This is a genomic window from Stenotrophomonas sp. YJH_SMC_57, from assembly GCF_059369755.1.
The window spans coordinates 134,685-157,920 of sequence record NZ_JCAFSZ010000003.1 but is presented as its reverse complement, the minus strand read 5'-3'; the positions used below and the strand labels follow the sequence as shown (position 1 = coordinate 157,920).

General features: G+C 67.7%; 19 protein-coding genes. 10 read left to right on the top strand and 9 right to left on the bottom strand.

Annotation, left to right across the window (positions count from 1 at the left end; translation table 11 throughout):
- Positions 1 to 84 precede the first annotated feature (84 nt).
- From AC5P7U_RS04785 to AC5P7U_RS04770, 4 genes are all read right to left on the bottom strand, one after another.
- Positions 85 to 597 carry a hypothetical protein gene (locus AC5P7U_RS04785; RefSeq protein WP_006473548.1) on the bottom strand — a complete coding sequence of 171 codons (513 nt, stop codon included), beginning with the start codon at positions 595 to 597 and terminating at the stop codon, positions 85 to 87.
- A 46-nt stretch (positions 598 to 643) separates the two neighbouring features.
- The gene (locus AC5P7U_RS04780; RefSeq protein ID WP_006473550.1) at positions 644 to 937 is read right to left on the bottom strand and encodes a LysM peptidoglycan-binding domain-containing protein; all 294 of its coding nucleotides are present in this window, start codon (positions 935 to 937) and stop codon (positions 644 to 646) included.
- Positions 938 to 1,106: 169 nt separating this feature from the next.
- The gene (queF, locus tag AC5P7U_RS04775; RefSeq protein WP_197563484.1) at positions 1,107 to 1,925 is read right to left on the bottom strand and encodes an NADPH-dependent 7-cyano-7-deazaguanine reductase QueF; all 819 of its coding nucleotides are present in this window, start codon (positions 1,923 to 1,925) and stop codon (positions 1,107 to 1,109) included.
- 477 nt (positions 1,926 to 2,402) lie between these two features.
- Positions 2,403 to 3,722, bottom strand: a complete 1,320-nt coding sequence (locus AC5P7U_RS04770; RefSeq protein ID WP_006473586.1) for a M20 family metallopeptidase — start codon at positions 3,720 to 3,722, stop codon at positions 2,403 to 2,405.
- 186 nt (positions 3,723 to 3,908) lie between these two features.
- Between AC5P7U_RS04770 and AC5P7U_RS04765 the strand changes: the two genes are divergently transcribed.
- The 9 genes from AC5P7U_RS04765 to AC5P7U_RS04725 all read left to right on the top strand — a co-directional run bounded on the left by AC5P7U_RS04765 (position 3,909) and on the right by AC5P7U_RS04725 (position 18,182).
- A complete protein-coding gene (locus AC5P7U_RS04765; RefSeq protein ID WP_006473589.1) occupies positions 3,909 to 5,153 on the top strand; it encodes an efflux RND transporter periplasmic adaptor subunit in 1,245 nt (414 codons plus the stop codon).
- A gap of 74 nt (positions 5,154 to 5,227) precedes the next feature.
- Complete coding sequence (locus AC5P7U_RS04760; RefSeq protein ID WP_495220825.1) at positions 5,228 to 8,461, top strand: efflux RND transporter permease subunit; 3,234 nt, start codon at positions 5,228 to 5,230, stop codon at positions 8,459 to 8,461.
- A 31-nt stretch (positions 8,462 to 8,492) separates the two neighbouring features.
- Positions 8,493 to 11,615 (top strand): efflux RND transporter permease subunit, encoded by a 3,123-nt coding sequence (locus AC5P7U_RS04755; protein ID WP_006473614.1) that lies wholly within the window; start codon positions 8,493 to 8,495, stop codon positions 11,613 to 11,615.
- Between the two features lie 158 nt (positions 11,616 to 11,773).
- On the top strand, positions 11,774 to 13,951 hold the full coding sequence (gene yccS / locus AC5P7U_RS04750) for a YccS family putative transporter (protein ID WP_006473615.1): 2,178 nt from the start codon (positions 11,774 to 11,776) through the stop codon (positions 13,949 to 13,951).
- 142 nt (positions 13,952 to 14,093) lie between these two features.
- Entirely contained in the window at positions 14,094 to 14,888 is a 795-nt protein-coding gene (locus tag AC5P7U_RS04745; RefSeq protein ID WP_049458497.1) for an SDR family NAD(P)-dependent oxidoreductase, read from the top strand.
- Positions 14,889 to 15,041: 153 nt separating this feature from the next.
- Positions 15,042 to 16,931: an MFS transporter gene (locus AC5P7U_RS04740; protein ID WP_312561137.1), complete on the top strand. Its 1,890-nt coding sequence runs from the start codon at positions 15,042 to 15,044 to the stop codon at positions 16,929 to 16,931.
- A 181-nt stretch (positions 16,932 to 17,112) separates the two neighbouring features.
- Positions 17,113 to 17,400: a CD225/dispanin family protein gene (locus AC5P7U_RS04735; RefSeq protein WP_008265497.1), complete on the top strand. Its 288-nt coding sequence runs from the start codon at positions 17,113 to 17,115 to the stop codon at positions 17,398 to 17,400.
- 34 nt (positions 17,401 to 17,434) lie between these two features.
- Positions 17,435 to 17,713 carry a CD225/dispanin family protein gene (locus AC5P7U_RS04730; protein WP_006473644.1) on the top strand — a complete coding sequence of 93 codons (279 nt, stop codon included), beginning with the start codon at positions 17,435 to 17,437 and terminating at the stop codon, positions 17,711 to 17,713.
- A 43-nt stretch (positions 17,714 to 17,756) separates the two neighbouring features.
- On the top strand, positions 17,757 to 18,182 hold the full coding sequence (locus tag AC5P7U_RS04725; protein ID WP_495220824.1) for a DUF2752 domain-containing protein: 426 nt from the start codon (positions 17,757 to 17,759) through the stop codon (positions 18,180 to 18,182).
- A 563-nt stretch (positions 18,183 to 18,745) separates the two neighbouring features.
- On the opposite strand, the gene ampE is transcribed toward AC5P7U_RS04725, so the two are convergent.
- The 5 genes from ampE to AC5P7U_RS04700 form a co-directional block, all read right to left on the bottom strand.
- Positions 18,746 to 19,633, bottom strand: coding sequence for a regulatory signaling modulator protein AmpE (gene ampE / locus AC5P7U_RS04720; RefSeq protein WP_006473684.1), 888 nt, complete (start codon positions 19,631 to 19,633; stop codon positions 18,746 to 18,748).
- A 133-nt stretch (positions 19,634 to 19,766) separates the two neighbouring features.
- Positions 19,767 to 20,672: an NAD(+) diphosphatase gene (gene nudC, locus AC5P7U_RS04715; RefSeq protein WP_006473685.1), complete on the bottom strand. Its 906-nt coding sequence runs from the start codon at positions 20,670 to 20,672 to the stop codon at positions 19,767 to 19,769.
- A gap of 119 nt (positions 20,673 to 20,791) precedes the next feature.
- Positions 20,792 to 21,184 (bottom strand): iron-sulfur cluster insertion protein ErpA, encoded by a 393-nt coding sequence (gene erpA, locus AC5P7U_RS04710; RefSeq protein WP_049456218.1) that lies wholly within the window; start codon positions 21,182 to 21,184, stop codon positions 20,792 to 20,794.
- 31 nt (positions 21,185 to 21,215) lie between these two features.
- A complete protein-coding gene (locus AC5P7U_RS04705; protein WP_006473689.1) occupies positions 21,216 to 21,680 on the bottom strand; it encodes a bactofilin family protein in 465 nt (154 codons plus the stop codon).
- Positions 21,681 to 21,684: 4 nt separating this feature from the next.
- Positions 21,685 to 22,428: a DUF6776 family protein gene (locus tag AC5P7U_RS04700; RefSeq protein WP_049456220.1), complete on the bottom strand. Its 744-nt coding sequence runs from the start codon at positions 22,426 to 22,428 to the stop codon at positions 21,685 to 21,687.
- Positions 22,429 to 22,607: 179 nt separating this feature from the next.
- On the opposite strand from AC5P7U_RS04700, the gene AC5P7U_RS04695 reads away from it, so the two are divergent.
- The gene (locus tag AC5P7U_RS04695) at positions 22,608 to 23,225 is read left to right on the top strand and encodes a DUF4126 domain-containing protein (protein ID WP_008268141.1); all 618 of its coding nucleotides are present in this window, start codon (positions 22,608 to 22,610) and stop codon (positions 23,223 to 23,225) included.
- The last annotated feature ends 11 nt before the right edge of the window (positions 23,226 to 23,236 follow it).

The following is a 23,236-nucleotide window of genomic DNA, read 5'->3' as shown; positions in this document are numbered from 1 at the left end:
TCGAGCGAGTATCGCCCAATAAAAAAGGACGCAGCCTCGCGGCTGCGTCCATCGTGAGTCCTGCCGGGAGAGAGTCGGCAGGACTTACTTGACCTCGAACTCCTGCGGCGTTCCGGCCGCCTTGCCATCGACCATGACCTCGGCGCGGTACTTGCCGGCCGGCCAGCCCTTTGCATTCTTGAACGTGACGTTGGTGGTTTCCGCGCCGCTGGCGTTCAGGGTCGCGGTCTGTTCGCCGGCCACCTGGCCGTCCTGGTAGGTCAGCTTGGCGCCGACATTGACATTGTTGGCGGCGCCGTCGGTCTTGATCGAGACGATGACGTCATCCTTCGGTGCGAACAGTGCAGCCGGTGCGACCGACTTGTCGGCAGCGGCCGTCTTGCCCACGGTAACGGTGGAGACGCTGACCGCAGCGGCTTCGGCCATCGGCGGCGGCGCGCCGGTCATCGGCGCCGGCGCTGCAGGTTCGGCCGGCGCGGTTGCTGCCGGTGCGGCGTTGCTGTCGGTCGATTCTTCCTTCTTCTTGCAACCGACCAGGGCAACGCTGCCCAGCAGGGCGGCGATCAGGGCGGTCTGGAGCGGGGTGGTCTTGATCATTCGGGGTTCCTCCCAGGGGATTGTCGGACGGCGTTCGATCGCCGGCTTACTTCGGCGGCAGCTTCAGGGTCTGGCCCGGGAAGATCTTGTCCGGGTCGTCGAGCACATCGCGATTGGCTTCGAAGATCTTCTTCCAGGCATTGGCGTCGCCCAGGTGCTGCTTGGCGATCTTCGACAGCGAATCTCCCTTCTGCACGGTGTAGGTGCCGCCGCTGACAACCTCGGCGGTGCTGTCCACCGAAGCGCTGACGCCGGAGAAGTCCGCCTTCGGCACCTGCTCGGCGGTACTGTCGACGCTGGCACTGACGCCGGAGAAATCGGCTTTCTTCTCGGTACTCATCCACAACTCCCGTCTGCATGACTACGTGGTTCGCACGTTGCCATGGAGGTTGTTAAATGGGGATGGTGCAGATGTGAAGCCGCCCCCCGGGGCGGCTGAACAATCGGGAAGGCGGGTGCCTGCAAGGTGCCGGCCGGCGGCCGGCACTACCAGTAACCGCCTTCGGGGGTTACTGGCGCAGTTCGCGGTAGGTCGCGGCCGGGGCGGCGATGCCGGGGCTGGCCCGCCAGGGATTGATGTCCAGGCCACCACGGCGGGTATAGCGGGCTTCCACTTCCAGCCACTCCGGCTGGCAGCGCGTGGACACCTCGCTGAAGATCCGCTCAACGCACTGCTCGTGGAACTCGGCGTGCTCGCGGTAGCTGACCAGATAACGCAGCAGGCCGGCGCGGTCGATCTTCGGCCCGCGGTAGCGCAGGCTGACCGTGGCCCAGTCCGGCTGGCCGGTGACCGGGCAGTTGGACTTCAGCAGCGCCGAGACCAGGGTCTCTTCCACCACCTGGCCGGCATCAGCGGCGAGGAAGTCCGCCTGCGGGGGGCCATAGCAGTCGATCTCCACCTCCAGCCCGTCAATCGATTCGCCGAGCGGCGTTTCGCGCAGGCCCGGCAGGCCGAACGCCACATGGACCGGCGCACCGGCACAGGCCGACAGGTCGGCGACGATGCGTGCGCGCAGTGCTTCGGCGGTGTCGATGCGGGTGCTGTTGAGGGAGTTGAGGTACAGCTTGAACGACTTCGATTCGATCAGCCGCGGCGAGGTGCACGGCACCTGCACGGTGGCGACGGCGACCTGCGGCTTGCCGCGCGGGTCGAGCCAGCTCAGCTCGAAGGCGTGCCAGCGGTCGTGACCGACGAATGGCAGCGCCGAATCATCGAGACCGATCTCGGCGCGCGCGCCGCTGCGGGGGATGGGAAACAGCAGGCCGGGATCGTACTGCGACGGGTAACTGACCTCGCGACCGAGGCTGGAATCCTGTGGGGTGTTCATGGGGGTCATTGTATCGCGCCAGAAGCGGGCCTTCGGCCGGGCCGGCCAACGGCGGAGCCCCTCCGTGGTGGTTCAGGGCAGGATCTCGGGTTGGCCGGGAGGGTGGGTTGGCTGGGGGACGCCGTGAATCCGTCCATGGAGGCTCGGTCGCCGCATCCATGCGGCTCACGCCCCCAGTCAACCCACCCTCCCGGCCACGGACAGTTTCCCGCGCCACCACGGGAAAGATCAGGAAAATCAAAATCAAAAGCCGATCCTTCAGACATTCCGGATGTCTGCCATCCACGCATGGCGTGGATCTACCGGCAAGCCACGGGATCGGGTCTAGAGGAAAGCCCCCTGAGTCAGGGGGCGGCCGCGAAGCGGCGGGGGTCTGGAAGCTGGTAAGGGGGGCCCACGGTTCGCGCAGCGAACTGTGGGAGCGACAGCGCGCATGCGATGTCGCGCACCCAGGGCTGCAAGCCCTGCCGGAAACCCTCAGCCCGCAGGAGTGCCCGCACCGTGCAGGTAGTCCAGGCTCACCTGCAGCAACGCCCGCAGCCCGACATCCAGCGCCTTCTCATCCAGCAGGAACTTCGGCGAATGGTTGGCCGGCGCCGTCGCCGGGTCGATGCCCACGCTGGTCGAACCCACGAAGAAGAACATGCCCGGCACTTCCTTCGCGTACAGCGAGAAGTCTTCCGCGCCCATCTGCAGCGGCGGCTCGTACACGTTGTCCTTGCCCACCACCGCCTGCAGGCTCGGCAGCATCTTCGCGGTCAGCGCCGGGTCGTTCACCGTGGCCGGGTTGCCTTCCGACTCGTAGATGTCGGTCACTGCCTTCGCGCCGTGCGCGGCAGCAGTGTGCTCGGCCACGTTGCGCAGGTCGGCGAAGATCTGCTGGCGCATGCCTTCGTCGAAGGTGCGGATGGTGCCCACCATCTCTACTTCATCGGGAATGATGTTGTAGCGGATGCCACCGTTGATCGCGCCGAAGGTCAGCACCGCCGGCTGCTTGGACAGGTTGGCGCGGCGGCTGACGATGGTCTGCGCGGTGCCGACCAGATCGGCGGTGGCCACGATCGGGTCCACGCCATTCCACGGTGCCGAACCGTGCGTCTGGCGGCCGATCACCTTGATCCCGAAACGGTCCGAGGCGGCCATCAGCGGGCCGCCGCGCACTGCGATCTGCCCTGCCTGCACACTGGAGAACACATGCAGGCCGAACACCGCCTCCGGCTTGAAGTCGGCAAACAATCCTTCCTTCAACATCAGTGCCGCACCGCCCTCTTCCGGCGGCGGTGCGCCCTCCTCGGCCGGCTGGAAGATCAGCATCACCTGGCCCGGCAGGTCCTTCTTCATCGACACCAGCGCTTCGGCCACGCCGAGCAGGGTGGCGGTGTGCGCATCATGGCCGCAGGCATGCATCACGCCCACGGTCTGGCCACGGTACTGGTCGGTGGCCTTGGAGGCGAACGGCAGGCCGGTCTGCTCGGTCACCGGCAACGCATCCATATCCGCACGCAGCGCGATCTTCGGGCCCGGCTTGCCGCCTTCGATGATCGCCACCACGCCGTGATGGGCGATGCCGGTCTTCGGCTTCAGGCCCATCGCACGCAGGCGCTTGGCGACCTCGGCCGAGGTGCGCGCCTCGCGGTTGGACAGCTCCGGGTGCTGGTGGAAATCGCGGCGCCATTCAACCACCCGGGCCTGCAGCCGCTGTGCGGCGGCGGTCACTTCCGGGCGCTGCCCGTCCTGGGCATGGGCAAGCGCCGGCAGGGCCAGCAACAGGGCGGACAACAGCAGCGAACGGCGCATCGCAATCTCCACGGCAAGGGGTTCCAGCTGAATGTAGGGCAACACTGCCGCTACGGGAACCTCCGCGGCTGGATCCGGTCTTAGCGCCCGTCCCATCCGTCATGCAGGAAACGTGATGTGGCACAGGTATGCTTTGCGCATTGCCCCCGGGGTCCCGCCCGGTCCAGCCCTCTTGGAGTCCTCGTAATGTCACGTGTTTGGAAGATCGTGCTGCTGGTCGTGGCGGTACTGGTGCTGGCCGTGGTCGGCCTGCGCGTCGTCGGCGGAGGCAAGGACAAGGCTGGAAAACCCGCTGCGGGCGCACGCCAGGGCGGCGAAGACCCGGATGCCGGTCCGGTGCCGGTGACCGTGGTCGACGCCACGCGCCAGGACGTGCCGGTGTACGCCAGCGCGCTGGGCACGGTGACGGCGATGAACACGGTCACCGTCAGCCCGCAGGTGGGCGGCCAGCTGATGAGCCTCAATTTCCGCGAAGGCCAGGAAGTGAAGCAGGGTGACGTGCTGGCGGTGATCGATCCGCGCACCGCCCAGGCCAGCTATGACCAGGCGGCGGCGGCCAAGCGCCAGAACGAAGCCCTGCTGGCGACCGCACGCTCCAACTTCCAGCGCTCGAACGCGCCGGAGTATCGCCAGTACGTTGCCAAGACCGATCTGGATACACAGCGAAACCAAGTGGCACAGTACGAAAGCGCGGTGGCCGCCAACGAGGCCAGCATGCGCTCGGCACAGGTGCAGCTGCAGTACACCAAGGTCACCGCACCGATCTCCGGCATTGCCGGCATCCGCGCGGTCGACGCCGGCAACGTGGTCAACGCCGGTACCGCGCTGGTCACGCTGACCCAGATCCATCCGATCCACGTGCTGTTCAACCTGCCCGAGCGCCAGCTCGGCGACGTGCGCCAGGCGCAGGCGGCCGGCACCGTGCCGGTGGCCGCGCTGGACCGCGCCGATTCGCATGTGCTCTCCGGCGACGGCAAGCTGGACGTGGTCGACAACCTGATCAGCGCCGACAGCGGCACGTTCAAGGCCCGCGCAATCTTCGACAACGCCGACAACGGGCTGTGGCCGGGCCAGTTCGTCAACGTGCGCATGCAGCTGCGTACGATCGGTGGCGGCGTGGTCATCCCGACCCAGGCGGTGCTGCGTGGCCCGGATGGCGAGTACGTCTACATCGTGCAGGGCGACAACACGGTAAAGATGCAGACCGTGCGCAGCGGCGTGGAAGTGGGCGACAGCCAGGTGCAGATCGCCGAAGGCCTGAAGGGTGGCGAGCGCGTGGTCAGCGAAGGCCAGTTCCGCCTCAAGCCGGGCAGCAAGGTCACCGCGTTGAAGCCGGGCGAAACGCCGGCCGCGCCGACCGAGGCCGAACTGAAGGCCGCCGAGCAGAAGAACGGTGGCGGCGGTGGCCGTCGTGGTGGTGGCCCGCGCTGAGCGCAGGCCACTGACCTCTCCCGCGCCGGCATCCCCGCCGGCGCTGCCAATGAAGTGCCAGCAAGGATCAGTCCGTGGGCTTTTCGACGATCTTCATCCGCCGCCCCATCGCCACCTCGCTGTTGATGGCGGGGCTGTTGCTGCTGGGCATCCTCGGTTACCGCAAGCTGCCGGTGTCGGCGCTGCCGGAAATCGATGCACCCAGCCTGGTGGTTACCACCCAGTACCCCGGCGCCAATGCCACCACCATGGCTTCGCTGGTCACCACGCCACTGGAGCGCCAGTTCGGGCAGATCTCCGGGCTGGAGCTGATGACCTCCGACTCCTCGGCCGGGTTGTCGACGATCATCCTGCAGTTCTCGATGGACCGCGACATCGACATCGCCGCGCAGGACGTGCAGGCGGCGATCCGCCAGGCCACCCTGCCCTCGTCGCTGCCCTACCAGCCGGTCTACAACCGGGTGAACCCGGCCGACGCGGCCATCGTCACCCTGAAGCTGACCTCCGACACGCGCCCGCTGCGCGACGTCAACAACTACGCCGACTCGATCCTGGCCCAGCGCCTGTCGCAGGTGCAGGGCGTGGGCCTGGTCTCGATCGCCGGCAACGTGCGCCCGGCGGTACGCATCCAGGTCAACCCGGCGCAGCTGTCGAACATGGGCCTGACCCTGGAACAGCTGCGCAGCGCGCTGACCCAGGCCAATGTCAACGCGCCCAAGGGTTCGTTGAACGGCAAGACCCAGTCCTACAGCATCGGCACCAACGACCAGCTGGCCAGTGCCGCCGAGTACCGCGACACCATCATCAGTTACAAGAACGGCCGCCCGGTGCGGTTGTCCGACGTGGCCGACGTGGTCGATGGCGTGGAGAACGACCAGCTGGCCGCCTGGGCCGATGGCAAGCCGGCGGTACTGCTGGAAGTGCGCCGCCAGCCCGGCGCCAACATCGTGCAGACCGTCGAGCGCATCCGCGCGATCCTGCCGCAGCTGCAGGGCGTGCTGCCGGCCGACGTGCACCTGGAGATCTTCAACGACCGCACCGAGACCATCCGCGCCTCGGTGCATGAAGTGCAGTTCACCCTGATCCTCACCATTGGCCTGGTGGTGGCGGTGATCTTCGTGTTCCTGCGCAGGTTGTGGGCCACGATCATCCCGTCGGTGGCGGTGCCGCTGTCGCTGGCCGGCACCTTCGCGGTAATGGCGTTTGCCGGCATGTCGCTGGACAACCTTTCGCTGATGGCGCTGGTGGTGGCCACCGGCTTCGTGGTCGACGATGCGATCGTGATGATCGAGAACATCGTGCGCTACATCGAGCAGGGCAAGAGTGGCAAGGAAGCGGCCGAAATCGGTGCGCGCCAGATCGGCTTCACCGTGCTGTCGCTGACCGTCTCGCTGGTGGCGGTGTTCCTGCCGCTGCTGCTGATGCCCGGCGTCACCGGACGCCTGTTCCATGAGTTCGCGTGGGTGCTGAGCATCGCCGTGGTGCTGTCGATGCTGATCTCGCTGACGCTCACCCCGATGATGTGCGCCTACCTGCTCAAGCCTGATGCCCTGCCCGAGGGCGAGGACGCGCATGAGCGCGCAGCGGCCGCCGGCAAGCAGAACCTGTGGACGCGCACCGTCGGCCTGTACGAGCACAGCCTGGACTGGGTGCTGGGCCACCAGCGCCTGACCCTGGCCGTGGCCGGCGGCGCGCTGGTGCTGACCGTGCTGCTGTACGTGCTGATTCCCAAGGGCCTGCTGCCCGAGCAGGACACCGGCCTGATCACCGGCGTGGTGCAGGCCGACCAGAACATCGCCTTCCCGCAGATGGAGCAGCGCACCAAGCAGGTGGCCGAAGCGCTGCGCCACGATCCGGACGTGACCGGCGTGTCGGCCTTCATCGGTGCCGGCAGCATGAACCCCACGCTCAACCAGGGCCAGCTGTCGATCGTGCTGAAGGAACGCAGCCAGCGCGATGGCCTGGACGAGATCCTGCCGCGCCTGCAGAAGGCGGTGGCCGGTATTCCGGGCGTGGCGCTGTACCTGAAGCCGGTGCAGGACGTGACCCTGGATACCCGTGTGGCCGCCACCGAGTACCAGTACTCGCTGTCGGACGTGGATTCGGCGACGGTGGCCACCCAGGCCACGCGCCTGACCGAAGCGCTGCGCCAGCGCCCGGAACTGGCCGACGTCGACAACAACCTGTCCAACCAGGGCCGCGCGCTTGAGCTGAACATCGACCGAGACAAGGCCAGCGTGCTGGGCGTGCCGATGCAGACCATCGATGACACGCTCTACGATGCGTTCGGCCAGCGCCAGATCTCGACCATCTTCACCGAGCTCAACCAGTACCGCGTGGTGCTGGAAGTGGCACCGGAGTTCCGCACCAGCACCGCGCTGATGGAACAGCTGGCCGTGGCCTCCAACGGTGCCGGCGCGTTGACCGGCACCAATGCCACCAGCTTCGGCCAGGTCACCTCGTCCAACTCATCCACCGCCACCGGCATCGGCGCGCAGAACACCGGCATCACCGTCGGCGCCGGCAACATCATCCCGCTGTCGGCGTTGGCCGAAGGCAAGGTGAGCAGCGCGCCGCTGGTGGTGAGCCACCAGCAGCAGCTGCCGGCAGTGACCGTCTCGTTCAACGTGGCACCGGGCTATTCGCTGTCCGAGGCCGTGCGTGCGATCCAGGAGACCAAGGACAGCCTGGACATGCCCACCCACCTGCATGCCGAGTTCATCGGCAAGGCCGCCGAATTCACCGGCAGCCAGACCGATGTGGTGTGGCTGCTGCTGGCCTCGCTGGTGGTGATCTACATCGTGCTGGGCGTGCTGTACGAGAGCTACATCCATCCGATCACGATCATCTCCACGCTGCCGCCGGCCGGTGTCGGTGCGCTGCTTGCGTTGATGCTGTGCGGGTTGAGCCTGTCGGTGGATGGCATCGTCGGCATCGTGCTGCTGATCGGCATCGTCAAGAAGAACGGCATCATGATGGTTGACTTCGCGATCGAGGCACGTCGGGCCGGTGCCAACGCGCATGAAGCGATCCGTCGCGCCTGCCTGCTGCGCTTCCGCCCGATCATGATGACCACCGCCGCCGCCATGCTCGGCGCGCTGCCACTGGCACTGGGCACCGGCATCGGCTCGGAACTGCGCCGCCCGCTGGGCATCGCCATCGTCGGCGGCCTGCTGCTGTCGCAGCTGGTGACCCTGTACACCACGCCGGTGATCTACCTGTACATGGAGCGCTTCTCCGAGTGGCTGGCCCGCCGCCGCGAACAGCGTGCGCCGCGCAACGGTTCGCTGCAGGAGCCGCAGGCATGATCCACGCCCCGCTGCTGCGGGGGGCCGCACGATGAACCTGTCCGGCCCCTTCATCCGCCGCCCGATCGGCACCGCACTGCTGGCCATCGGCCTGTTCATGGTCGGCCTGATCTGCTACCTGCGCCTGGGCGTGTCGGCACTGCCGAACATCGAGATCCCGGTGATCTTCGTGCACGCCAGCCAGTCCGGCGCCGATGCAGCCACCATGGCGACCACGGTCACCGCACCGCTGGAGCGCCACCTGGGCCAGCTGCCGGGCATCGACCGCATGCGCTCGTCGAGCTCGGAAGGCAGCTCGCTGGTGTTCATGATCTTCCAGAGCGGTCACAACATCGATTCGGCGGCGCTGGACGTACAGACCGCGATCAACTCGGCGCAGGCCGACCTGCCCTCGGGCATGGGCTCGCCGATGTACCAGAAGGCGAACCCCAACGATGACCCGGTGATCGCCATCGCGCTGACCTCGCAGACGCAGTCGGCCGACGAGCTGTACAACGTTGCCGACTCGCTGCTGGCGCAGCGCATCCGCCAGATCAGCGGCGTCGCCTCGGTCGACATCGCCGGTGCCTCGACGCCGGCCGTGCGCGTGGACGTCAACCTGCGCCTGATGAACGCCCTCGGCCTGACCGCCGATGACCTGCGCAACGCCGTGCGCGCGGCCAATGTGACCTCGCCCACCGGCTTCCTCAGCGACGGCAACACCACCACCGCGATCATCGCCAATGATTCGGTGGCGCGTGCGGCCGACTTCGCCGACCTGGTGGTCAAGACCCAGGGCGATGGCCGGGTGATCCGCCTGAAGGACATCGCCAACGTCTACGACGGCCAGCAGGACGCCTACCAGGCGGCCTGGTTCGACCACAAGCCGGCGGTGGTGATGTACGTGTTCACCCGTGCCGGCGCCAACATCGTGGAGACCGTGGACCGGGTCAAGGCACAGATCCCGACCCTGCGCGACTACCTGCAGCCGGGCACCACGATGACGCCGTACTTCGACCGTACGCCGACCATCCGTTCCTCGCTGCATGAAGTGCAGATCACCCTGCTGATCAGCCTGGCGATGGTGGTGTTGACCATGGCGCTGTTCCTGCGCCGGCTGGCACCGACGCTGATCGCCGCGGTGACCGTGCCGCTGTCGCTGGCCGGTGCCGCACTGGTGATGTACGTGATGGGCTTCACCCTGAACAACCTGAGCCTGCTGGCGCTGGTGATCGCGATCGGCTTCGTGGTCGACGATGCCATCGTGGTGATCGAGAACATCATGCGCCACCTCGACGAGGGCATGCCGCGCATGCAGGCGGCGCTGACCGGCGCACGCGAGATCGGCTTTACCATCGTCTCGATCACCGCCTCGCTGGTGGCGGTATTCATCCCGCTGCTGTTCGCCAGCGGCATGATGGGCGCGTTCTTCCGCGAATTCACCGTCACCCTGGTGGCGGCCATCGTGGTCTCGATGATCGTCTCGCTGACGCTGACCCCGGCGCTGTGCAGCCGCTTCCTCAGCGCGCACGACCACGCGGCGCCGCCGTCGCGGTTCGGCCGCTGGCTCGATGCCGGCCACGAGCGCATGCTGCGCATCTACACCGTGTTCCTCGACTTCTCGCTGCGCCACGCGCTGCTGATGTCGTTGACCCCGTTGATCCTGATCGGCGTCACCGTGTTCCTGTTCGGTGCAGTGAAAAAGGGTGCGTTCCCGCCGCAGGACACCGGCCTGATCTGGGGCCGCGCCAACTCCAGCGCCACCGTCTCCTTCGAGGACATGGTCGCCCGCCAGCGGCGCATCACTGACATGCTGATGGCCGACCCGGCGGTGAAGACCGTGGGCGTACGCCTGGGCAGCGGCCGCCAGGGCTCCAGCGCGCAGTTCAACATCGAGCTGAAATCGCGCAGCGACGGCCGCCGCGAAACCACCGCGCATGCGCTGGCGCGGTTGAGCGCCAAGGCCGACCGCTACCCGGACCTGCAGCTGCGCCTGCGTGCGATCCAGGACCTGCCCAGCAACGATGGTGGTGGCTCCAGCCAGGGTGCGCAGTACCGTATCTCGCTGCAGGGCAACGACCTGGCCGCGCTGCAGGAATGGCTGCCCAAGCTGCAGGCGGAACTGAAGAAGAACCCGAAACTGCGCGACGTCGGCACCGATGTCGACAACGCCGGCCTGCGCCAGAACATCCAGATCGACCGCGCAAAGGCCGCGCGCCTGGGCATCACCGTCGGCGCCATCGACGGCGCGCTGTACGGGGCGTTCGGCCAGCGCCAGATCTCGACCATCTACTCGGACATCAACCAGTACAGCGTGGTGGTCAACGCCCTGCCGTCGCAGACGGCCACCCCGGCGGCGCTGGATGAGGTGTACGTGCGGGCGCGCAACGGCGACATGGTGCCGATCACCGCAGTGGCCACCCAGATTCCGGGGCTGGCACCGTCGCAGATCACCCATGAAAACCAGTACACGACGATGGATCTGAGCTACAACCTGGCTCCGGACGTGAGCATGGGCGAGGCCAAGGCGATCATCGACGCGACCGTGGCGGGCATGCGCATGCCGGGCGACATCCGCCTGGCCGATGATGCAGGCTTCGGATTCAACTCCGACCCCAGCGACATGCTGATCCTGGTGCTGGCCGCGATCCTGACCGTGTACCTGGTGCTGGGCATGCTCTACGAGAGCCTGATCCACCCGGTCACCATCCTGTCCACGCTGCCCGCAGCGGGCGTGGGTGCGCTGCTGGCCTTGTTCGGCACCAACACCGAGCTGTCGGTGATCTCGATGATCGCGCTGGTGCTGCTGATCGGCATCGTCAAGAAGAACGCGATCATGATGATCGACTTCGCGCTGGTGGCGCAGCGCGAGCACGGGCTGGCGCCCCGCGACGCCGCCCGCGAGGCCAGCATCGTGCGCTTCCGCCCGATCATGATGACCACCATGGTGGCGATCCTGGCGGCCGTGCCGCTGGCGATCGGCCTCGGCGAAGGCTCCGAACTGCGGCGCCCTCTGGGCATCGCGATGATCGGCGGCCTGCTGTTCTCGCAGAGCCTGACCCTGCTCAGCACGCCGGCGCTGTACGTGATCTTCTCGTGCCTGGCCGAACGCTGGCGGGCACGTCGCGCACGCAAGCGCGAGGCGAAGCTGCTCAAGCGCGCGCAACGGGCCTAGCCCGGTAGAGCCGTCCGCCGGCCGGCTTCCCCGGCGCATCTGCCGGCCAGCGACCGGCACTACCATGGTTGCGAAGAGTGGGTGCGGACCGTTGGTCCGCACTGCATATTTCACGCGCAGCCCGCAATAATGGTGGCAGATCCTTCCACCGAGCCTGCATGTCCGCCCGACAATCCCGTCTCAGCCGCCTGTGGGCCCACGAGAAGGCCAGTTACGGCCTGCGGGTGTTCATCGCCCTCACGGCAGCGGTGGCCGCGTGCTGGCAGCTGGATGCGCTGACCGCCCTGCCCGGCGTGTTCCTGGGCATCATCGCCAGCGCCATCGCCGAGACCGATGACAACTGGTGGGGCCGGACCAAGGCCGTGGCGCTTTCGCTGCTGTGCTTCTGCATCGCGGCGGCCTCGGTGATCTGGCTGTTCCCGTGGCCGTGGATCTTCATCGGTGCGCTGGCACTGTCCACCTTCGGCCTGACCCTGCTCGGTGCGCTCGGCGAGCGCTATGCGTCCATTGCCCAGGCCACGGTGACGCTGGCCATCTACACCATGATCGGCCTGGAGCAGCATGGCGCGCGCGACCTGCACAGCGCACTGGACGCCGTCAGCCACCTGCTGGCCGGTGCGGTCTGGTATGGCCTGCTGTCGATCCTGTGGACCGCACTGTTCGCCAACCGGCCGGTGCGCGAGCGCGTGGCACGGCTGTACCAGGAACTGGGCCGCTACCTGCAGTTGAAAGCCGCCCTGTTCGAACCGGTGCGCGAGGCCGACCTGCAACGCCGCCAGCTCGACCTGGCCGAGCAGAACCGGCGTGTCGTCGGCGCGCTGAACGAGGCCAAGACCGCGATCCTGGCCCGCTTCGGCCGTTCCGGCCGGCCCGGCGTGAACTCCGGCCTGTACCTGCGCCTGTACTACATGGCGCAGGATTTCCACGAACGCGCCAGTTCTTCGCACTACCCGTACGGCGCGCTGGTCGATGCCTTCTTCCACAGCGACGTGCTGTACCGCTGCCAGCGCCTGCTCGATCTGCAGGGCCAGGCCTGCGCGCGGCTGGGCGAGGCGATCCGCCTGCGCCGCCCGTTCGTGTATGGCGAGAACAACCAGCAGGCCGGGCGCGACCTGGCCGATGCACTGGCCTACCTGCGTGACCAGCAGCGGCCACAGTGGCAGCGCCTGCTCGGTTCGCTGGACCTGCTGGTGCACAACCTGCGCAGCATCGAGCGCCGCCTGCTCGACGCCGAACGCTCCGAGGCCAGCCTCGACAACGTCGATACCCGCCTGCGCGACAGCAACCCGCATACGCTGCGCGAGATGGGCGTGCGCCTGCGCCAGCAGCTCACGCCCGGCTCGGTGCTGTTCCGCCACGGCCTGCGCATGGCCCTGGCACTGATCGCAGGCTTTGCAGCGATCCGCCTGTTCAATGCGCAGAACGGTTCATGGGTGCTGCTGACCATCGTGTTCGTGTGCCGGCCCAACTTCGGCGCCACCCGCCAACGCCTGGCCCAGCGCATCGTCGGCACGCTCGCCGGCCTGGTGCTGACCTGGGCACTTCTGCAGCTGTTCCCGCAGCTGCACGTGCAGCTGCTGATTGCCCTGCTATCGGCGCTGCTGTTCTTCTTCACCCGCACCGACCGCTACCTGGTGGCGTCGGCGGCGATCACGGTGATGGCACTGACCTGCTTCAACCTGATCGGCGATGGCTTCGTGCTGATCGTGCCGCGCATGGTCGACACCGTGCTGGGCTGCGCGATCGCAGCGGCGGCGGCGTTCCTGATCCTGCCCGACTGGCAGGGCCGCCAGCTGCACCTTGTTCTGGCGCGCGTGCTGGACACCGCCGCACGTTACCTGGACTCGGTGCTGGGCCAGTACCGCAGCGGCATGCGCGACGACCTGGCCTACCGCATCGCCCGCCGCGACATGCACAACGCCGACGCGGCGCTGTCCACCGCGCTGTCGAACATGCTGCGCGAGCCCGGCCACGTGCGCCGCAACCTCGATGCCGGCTTCCACTTCCTGGCCCTGTCCAACACCCTGCTCGGCCACCTGTCGGCCCTGGGTGCGCATCGCGACCAGGTGGACAGCTACGCCGGCGATCCGCTGGCATTGGCCGCCGGTGATCGCGTGCGCAAGGCACTGCAGCAGCTGGCGACGGCGCTGACCGCACGGCAGCCGGTCGCAGAGGACGACAACGATGCGGATCGCGCGGTCGCCGCCGAGCTGGAGCAGATCGACGAGGCGATGCCACCGAAGCTGCAGCTGATCCGCACGCAGATGGCGCTGGTGCTGCGCCTGCTGCCGAAGGTACGGGCGGCGGCCAATGCGGCGGTGACCAGCCTGACCTGATCCCTCACCGCTGAATCGGGCATGCCATCCACGCATGGCGTGTATCCACCGCGCCGCGTGCAACAACGCGTTGCGCCCTGCGCTGCATTCCGATCACACCGCCGGATCGATACTGGGGCCCCCCCCTGCCCTGGATGTCCCCATGAAGATCGAACTCGGCGGCCACACCGCACTGGTCACCGCTTCCACCGCCGGCATCGGCCTGGCGATCGCACAGGGCCTGGCTGCGGCCGGGGCCACGGTGGTCCTCAACGGCCGCAGTGCCGACAGCATTGAACGCGCACGCCAGCACCTGCTCTCTACGGTACCGGGTGCCCATGTGCTTGGTGTCGCGGCTGACCTCTCGGATGCGGCCGGTGCCGAAACGCTGCTGGCCGGCCTGCCCAAGGTCGACATCCTGGTCAACAACGCCGGCATCTTCGGCCCCGAGGACTTCTTCGAGACCGACGACGCCACCTGGGAGCGCTACTGGCAGACCAACGTGATGTCCGGCGTACGCCTGTCGCGTGCGCTGCTGCCGGCGATGGTCGATGCCGGCTGGGGCCGCGTGCTGTTCATTTCCTCCGAATCGGCGCGCAACATCCCGGCCGACATGATCCACTACGGGGTCAGCAAGACCGCGCAGCTGTCGTTGTCGCGCGGCCTGGCCAAGCGCGTGGCCGGCAGTGGCGTCACCGTCAATGCCGTACTGCCCGGTCCGACGCTCTCTGACGGTTTCGCCGCGATGTTTGAAGATGAACGCCAGCGCAGCGGCAAGCCGCTGGAACAGATCGGCCGCGAGTTCGTGATGGAGCATCGCCCCTCCTCGGTGATCCAGCGTGCCGCCACGGTCGAGGAAGTGGCCAACATGGTGGTCTACCTGGCCTCGCCGCAGGCCTCGGCCACCTCCGGCGCAGCGCTGCGCGTGGATGGCGGCGTGGTCGACGACATCGTCTGAGACCGCTGGAGGTGTGCGGACCAACGGTGCGCACCCACAGGTCCGCACCCACCGTCGTGGGGCTTCAGTAGATCCACGCCATGCGTGGATGCATCCGGCCATGGTCCCGGCGGATAGGCAGGAATGCTAGGCTGCGCCGGTCAAGGAGGCTCCATGTCCGGTCACAACCAGTTCGCCCTGCTGCGCCAGCGCCGTTTCCTGCCGTTCTTCGTGGTCCAGGCGCTCGGTGCATTCAATGACAACGTCTACCGGCAGGCGATCATCAGCATGCTGCTGTTCATGGCCGTGCCGGAGGAAGAACTGGGGCTGTACGCCACGCTGGCACCGGCCATCTTCATCCTGCCGTACTTCCTGTTCTCGGCACTGGCCGGGCAGATTGCCGACAAGCTGGAAAAATCGCGGCTGATCGTGATCACCACCACCATGGAGATCGTGATCATGTCGCTGGCCGCCACCGGCTTCCTGACCCAGAGCCTGCCGGTGCTGCTGATCGCACTGTTCTGCACCGGCATGCAGTCGACCCTGTTCGGCCCGGTGAAGTACTCGGTGCTGCCGTCGGTGCTCAGGCCCGAAGAACTGACCGGTGGCAACGGCCTGGTCGAGATGGGCACATCGATGTCGATCCTGTCCGGCATGATCGTCGGCGGCCTGGTGTTCACCGTGGCCGGCAGCCACGGCACGGTGGTGGCGGCGTGCGCGATCATCGGCCTGGCCATCTGCGGCAACATCGCCGCGCGGCTGATTCCCAAGGTCGACGCCGGCGACCCGAACCTGAAGATCAACTGGAATCCGCTGCCGGAATCGCTGGCGGTGCTGCGCATGGCGCGCCAGCAGAAGGCGGTGCGCAACGCGATCCTGGGCGTGTCCTGGTTCTGGTTCGTCGGTACCGTGCTGACCTCGCAGCTGCCGGCCTACGCGGTGACCAACCTGGGCGGCGAGCCGACCCTGTACATCTTCGCGCTCGCCCTGTTCTCGGTCGGCACCGGCGTCGGCTCACTGCTGTGCGAAAAGCTGTCGGCACGCACGGTGGAAATCGGCCTGGTGCCGCTGGGTGCGTTCGGCATGACCGCGTTCCTGCTTGACCTGTACTTCGCCCGCAGCGGCGAGGCCACCGTGCACGGGCTGACCGTCGGCACCTTCCTGCAGCAGCCCGGCAGTCTCCGCATCGTCATCGACCTGGTCGGCATCGGCCTGTTCACCGGCATCTTCGTGGTGCCGCTGTTCGCGCTGATCCAGAGCCGCACGCCGAAGGCACAGATGTCACGCGTGTTCGCCGCGCTGAATATCCAGAACTCCGGCTTCATCGTGGCCGCCGCCCTGCTGTCACTGGCCGCGCACAAGCTGCTGCACTGGACCATTCCGCAGCAGTTCCTGGCGCTGGCCATCGCCAATGCGCTGGTGGCGATCTACATCTTCACCATCGTCCCCGAATTCCTGATGCGTTTCCTCAGCTGGGTGATGGTGCGCACCCTGTACCGGCTGCGCCCGCACGGCATCGAGGCCAATGTGCCCGACGAGGGTGCTGCGCTGCTGGTCTGCAACCATGTCAGCTACATGGACGCGCTGATCCTGTCGGCGACGATCCCGCGCCCGGTGCGCTTCGTCATGTACTACAGGATCTTCAACATCCCGGTGATGCGCTGGATCTTCCGCACCGCCAAGGCCATCCCGATCGCCGGTGCGCGCGAAGATCCGGCATTGATGCAGCGCGCGTTCGACGAGATCGATGCCGCGCTGGCCGAGGGCGAGCTGGTCTGCATCTTCCCGGAAGGCGCACTGACCAGCGACGGCACCATGGCGCCGTTCAAGTCCGGCGTCGAGAAGATCCTCGAACGGCGGCCGGTGCCGGTGGTGCCGATGGCGCTGCGTGGCATGTGGTCGAGCATGTGGAGCCGCCGCGACAGCCGCCTCGGGCGCATGCGCGTGCCGCGCCGCTTCCGCGCCACCATCGAGGTCGTGGCGGCACCGGCCGTGGACGGCCGCAGCACCGACGCCCCTGCGCTGGAAGCCCAGGTGCGCGCCCTGCGCGGGGATCACGCCTGACGTCGCCGGCCCGCCAGGCTGGCCCGGCGACCTCCCCGCATACGCCACCGTCCAGTGGAGAACACGTCATGCCGTGCATGTAAACGCATACATGCAACGCCGGTTGCGGTAGATTACGCACCCACAGGGGGGAGGCCCGGCCAATGCATCGTGGCCGGCCACCAAGGAATGGAGTCTCGCTTTGAATCAACCACCACCGCTCAGCCGTCCGGTCTACATCCCCAACCATCTGGTCTGGGCGATCCTGACGACGCTGTTCTGCTGCCTGCCGTTGGGCGTGGTGTCGATCGTCTACGCTTCCCAGGTCGATGGCCGCCGCGCGGCCGGCGACCTGCCGGGGGCGTATAGCGCGTCGCGCAAGGCGGGCTGGTGGGCGGTGGCTTCGGCCGTGACCCTGCCGGTCCTGTTGCTGTTGTGGTTCGGGCTGTTCGGCGGCTTGGCCGTACTGGGCGCTCTTTCCGACCAATGATTCACAACCACCACCCATCAAGGAGCTTGAACCCATGAACACCGCTACTCCGCAGGTCCCGAACAACCTGGTCTGGGCCATCCTGACCACCCTGTTCTGCTGTCTGCCGGCCGGCATCGTCTCGATCGTCTACGCCGCACAGGTCAACGGCAAGCTGGCTGCGGGCGACATCGCTGGCGCCCAGGATTCGGCCGCCAAGGCCAAGAAGTGGGCCATCTGGTCGGCCATTGCCTGGGTCGTGGTGGTCGTGCTGTACGTGCTGTTCTTCGTTGTGCTCGGCGGCATGGGCGCGATGAGCAACAGCGGCTACTGATACGCCTGGACGGATCCGGCGCCTGCGCCGGATCCGTTGTTGCATGTCCGCGCTACCCGCCCGTTCCCGACTCGCCCGCTGGGCGCCGCTGCTGGTCTCCGCCGGCCTGGCCTTGGGTGCCACGGTGGTGCTGCGCAACGTCAATCCGTATGTTGCCGGCAATCCCTTGCCGAGCTGCCCGCTGTACGCGCTGACCGGCCTGTACTGCCCGGGCTGTGGCAGCACGCGCTGCCTGTATTCGCTGGTCCATTTCGACCTTCCGGGCGCGATGGCGATGAACCCATTGCTGGTCATCAGCCTGCCGTTCCTGCTGCTGATGCTGCTGAACATCGCCGGCATCCGCCCGCGCGTGCTCGACCCGCTGATGCGGGTGCTGGCCAATCCCGTGTTCTGGCTCTGGGTGCTGCCCGGGTATGCGCTGCTGCGCAACCTGCCGTGGGCGCCGTTCACCGCGCTGGCACCGATCTAGGTTTCCAGCCAACGGCGCAGCCCCTCGTGGTGGGCGGCGTTTCAAAGCAGAAGCCTTGGGGTTGGCCGGGCGGGATGGGTTTGCGGTGGACGCCGTGAATCCGTCCATGGAGGCTTGGCCGCGGCATCCATGCCGCGGACACCCCCGCAAACCCATCCCACCCGGCCACGGACAGTTTCCGTGTGCGTCCACCACGGAAAAGAAAAAAATCAAAAGCGGAAGCGGATCGCTTCGCTCTGCATCCACGCATGGCGTGGATCTACCGTGTCGACCAAGGTCGACACCTACCAACAGCCGCCGGAATCTGTCGGGGGTGGGGCGGTGTGGGGCTGCAGGACCGATGGCGACATGGATGGCGCCATCGAGCCCCCAGGGGTGAGGGCGCTTTGCTTGCGAAGCACTGCTTCGCAAGCGCCCGAACGCACAGCCGCCAGCGGCTGGGCCGGTCTGGGGGTTTACGGCGTGTCCTGCAGCCCCACACCGCCCCGCCCAACCCTCAGCAATCCAGAGCTGCCGTTGCTGTTGCTTCTGCAGGTGCAGGGCTGCAAGCCCTGCAAAAGCCACTACGTCACCCAGCCTGCAATCACCAGCAGGGCGAGGATCGCCAGCCACAGCAGCAGCATCCGCCACACCAGGCTCATCGCATCGCGCAGGTCCGGCAGCCGTTGCCACACCGGCAGCAGCCCCGCCTCGGTGTAGTCGTGCGCATCCTCGCGCAGCTCGGCATTGACGCTGGCACGCGCCACCGCTCCCAGGAAGCCGATGTTCCCGGCCAGGCGCTCGCCATGGGCCTGGCGCCAGGCCTTCCACGCCGTATCGAAGTTGCCCACCAGCGCCATCGAGAACGCCATCAGCTGCGCCACCGGCCATTCGATCCAACCCAGCAGGCGCTGCGCCAGCGCCAGCGGTTCCACCGGCACGCGGGCGCGCATCGGGCTTTCGGCCATCAGCGCCAGCAGCCGGTAACCCAGCGCACCGGCCGGCCCCAGCAGCAGGAACCAGAACAACACCGCAAACCAGCGCCGCAACGCATTGAGCACCGTTGCTTCGACCAGCGACGGCACGTCCTCGCGCAGGCTGCCACCGGCCGCCTGCAGGTTGCGCACCGCCGCCTGCCGCGTCGCGGCATCGTCAGCGTCGATGATCGCTTCGATATCGCGGTCCAGGTCGCGCGGTCCCCAGCACCATGCCAGCACCACCACGCCCAGCAGCAGTGACGGCAGGCCGAACAGCACCCCGCGCAGCAGCCAGGCCAGCAGGGCCATCAGCAGCAGCGGCGGCAGCAGGGCCAGGGCCACGCCTGCGGGGCTCTGCCAGGCCTTGCCACCCCGGGCATCCAGCCAACCCAGCCAGCGCCGGAAGCCGTCGAAACGGCGCAGCGAGGCAGCAGCGGCCGGGGCGACATGGCCCAGGGCCAGCGCCACCAGCACGGCAGCCAGAGTGGTGAACATGGCGGGTCTCCCTACGAAACAGAACGCTCGCGCCGCTACCTTACCTGTCGCAGCGGCGCCCTCAGCGGTGAACCGGACTCTAACCCGGGCCGTGTTCAGGTGGCGGCAATACAGCCGCCGCGCCTGGCCCGCTTCAGCCCTTCTGCTGGCGGTACCAGTGCTCGATCAGGCCCCGCGAAATCGAGATCGGCGGCGACACGCGGATGCCCTGGCCATCGTCCTCGACATCGCGTGCCAGCGCCGCGCCCACCTCGTCGGCACTGAACCAGCGCGCATCTTCCAGTTCACCGTCCACGGTCGGCAGATCATCCTGCGCCTGCGCACGGAAACCGATCATCAGCGCCCCCGGGAACGGCCAGGGCTGCGAGCCGAGGTACTGGCAGGCGGTCACCCGCACCTTGCTCTCCTCGTGCACCTCGCGCACCACGGTCTGCTCGAAGGTCTCGCCCGGTTCGACGAAGCCGGCCAGCACCGAGTAGCGGCGCGGCGCCCAGTTCGACTGCCGCCCGAGCAACAGCCGGCCCTGGTTCTCCACCGCCACGATCACCGCCGGATCCACCCGCGGGTAATGCTCGGTGGAGCACTGCGCGCAGCGGCCGACGAAGCCGCCACGGGCGAACGCCACGGCACCGCCGCACACGCCGCAGAAGCGGGTACGCGAGTGCCAGTAGGACATGCCGCGGGCATAGCTGAAGGCGGTCGCATCGGCCATCGACCACAGCAGCGCGGCCTGGCGCAGGTCGAGGCGGCGTGGTGCGGTGATGGTCACGCTGGCGGCTTCAACCGAGAACCACGCCTGGTCTTCGCGCAGGCCGAGGAAGATCGCGGCACCGGGACCGCCGCCGATGTCGGCGCCGGTCAGCGCCAGTGGCTGATCGTCATCGCCGGTGAAGGCGCTGCCGTCCTGATCAAGCACGAGGATGCGCGCGCCCGGCCACAGGCGCGCCAGTGCATCGGCATCGTCGCGCAGGGCATCGGCGCGCTCCAGCGGTTCGCCCACGAAGGCGAAACCGGAAAGCGGCGAAGAAGTATTGGGCATCCGGCAAGCGTGCCGCCAATCGATGCGGGTGGCAAGCCGCGGGCTTTGCCGAAGCCGTCTGTGGGTGTGGAGCCTGCTCCACACACCTTGTCGCGCGGGGGGCGGGCCCCGCGCCCCGCCTACATGCTGAAACTGCTGCCGCAGCCGCAGGTGGTCTTCGCGTTCGGGTTGCGGATCACGAACTGGGCACCGGTCAGGCTTTCGGTGTAGTCCACCTCGGCACCCATCAGGTACTGCAGGCTCAGCGGATCGACCAGCAGGGTCACGCCGCTGGTCTGTACCGCCAGATCGTCCTCGGCACGGTTCTCGTCGAACTCGAACCCGTACTGGAAGCCCGAACAGCCGCCACCTTCGATATACACGCGCAGGGCCAGGTCGGGGTTGCCCTCTTCCTGGATCAGGGATCTGACCTTGGCGGCCGCCGACTCGGTGAAATTCAGCGGTCGCTCCAGCGACTGGTAATCGGGCGCGGCGGCCGGGGTGGCGCCGGGCAGGGAGACTAGCGTGCTCATGCCGTCAGCATGGGGGTGCCGAGGATGGCTTTCAAGCCATCGCCTCGGCCAGCTTGCGACGCGCGGCGGTGTCGCCCTTGCCTGCATCGGCGTCGTCGGCCTCCGGGGCCGGCAGGGCCGCCATCGGGGCGCTGGCATGGATCAGGCGGCCGTTCAGCTGGGCGCCCGCATTCATCTCCACCACCTGGTAATGGACATTGCCATTGACCCGCGCGCTCGGGGTCAGTTCGACCTTCTCGGTGGCGTGCACGTCGCCGTCCAGGCGGCCGCTGATGACCACCACCTGGGCACGGATCTCACCCTCGATCACGCCATGCTCGGCGACCGTCAGGGTGGCACCACTGGCGCCTTCGGCGGCAATCACCTTGCCGTGGATGCGGCCTTCCACGTACAGGCCACCACTGAATTCCACATCACCGCGGATCACCACCTGGTTGCCGATCAGGGCATCCACCACCAGCTGGCCATCACGGTTGGATTTGCTGTTTCCGAACATCTGCCTACTCCCCTTTGCTGGCCGGCGCGCCGGCCTGTTTCCAGTCGAATACCTGGGTGGTACCCCCCGTACCACTCCCCAATGTCACCCGCACGCGTTGCGGGGTGAAGTCAGCCGGCAGCATCACGCTGCCGGTGATCTGCTGGAAGTACCGGAACGAGTAATCCTGTCCCGGTACCTTGCTGCGCTGGTGCAGATCATCCCAGCTGATCGTGGCCAGCTTGCCGTTCTTCACGCCTTCCACGGTGAAACGCATCTGCCCCTGGCTGATGGCACCGCGGTTGAGGTTCTGGGTCAGCACGGCGGTGTACTGCCAGGTGCCGGCCGCTTCCGGGCTGAACTCGATCGAATGGGTGTTCAGGCCCTTGCGCTGGCTGGTTGAGCCGACCAGGCGCTCATAGAAGGCGACGTCGGCGCGCAGGCCAGCGATCTCCTCATCGCGCTCGGCCAGCGAGGACTGCACCTCGGTGTTCGCAGCGCGGCTGATGCGATCGGAGGCTTCCAGCGTGGCCTGCTTCTGGCGCAGCTCGGTCAGCTGCGCCTGCAGCGTCTCGGCATGTTTCTCGGCGGCCTGCAGGCGCTGGCCCTGCGCATCGCGCGGGGTGGCCATCCAGCAGCCGCCGAGCACCGCCAGCACCAGGCTGAGCAGCCAGATGCCGCCGAGCACCAGCAGCCGGCGACGATCGACCGGCGGTTGCGGCGCGCCGGGCAGGCGCACCTGCACGCGCATGGGAGGACGGTTGTTCATGGGTGGTTTCCGGGGCATCGCGAGGGCGACACCGGTACGGCCCCTGTGGCAAACGACGGGCTAGTGTATGACAGGACGGGTGGGTTTCCTGCGCAGTGGCCGGCCGCGGTCTGTGGCGTTCAGGCACGCCATCGTCGATAGTGAGGCCCCCCGCACAGTTCCGTCGCCGGAGCATCGCCATGACCGAAGCCCACCTGTTCGTGATCGGCATCCTGCTGGCCTGGTTGGCCGGCATCCGCGTCTATCTCACCGTGTTCGGCGTCGGCCTGGCCGGCCTGCTCGGCTGGGTCGACCTGCCACCCGCGCTGCAGGCCACCGAATCGTGGTGGGTGCTGGGCACCTCGGCGGCGCTGGCAGTGACCGAATTCTTCGCCGACAAGATCCCCGGCGTGGACTCGGTGTGGGATCTGGTGCAGACCCTGGCACGCGTGCCCGCCGGCGCCTTCCTTGCCGCCGCCACGTTGTCGCCGGACGGCCAGCTGGGGACCGGCGCACTCGCCGCCGGTGCCGGTGTCGCGCTGGCCAGCCATGGCCTGAAGGCGGGCACCCGCGCCCTGCTCAATACCTCACCGGAACCGGCCAGCAACTGGGTCGCCTCCGCCGCCGAAGACACCGTGGTGATCGGCGGCCTGGCGCTGGCCCTGGCCCATCCCTGGATCGCGCTGGTGGTGGTGCTGGCCTGCAGCCTCGCTGGCGCGCTGCTGGTCTGGCTGGTCTGGCGCACCTTGTGGAAAGGCGTGCGTTGGCTGGCACGCGGCGCGGCGACGGACAGCCCGCGGCAGCCCGGCACCGGTTGATCGCCGGGCTT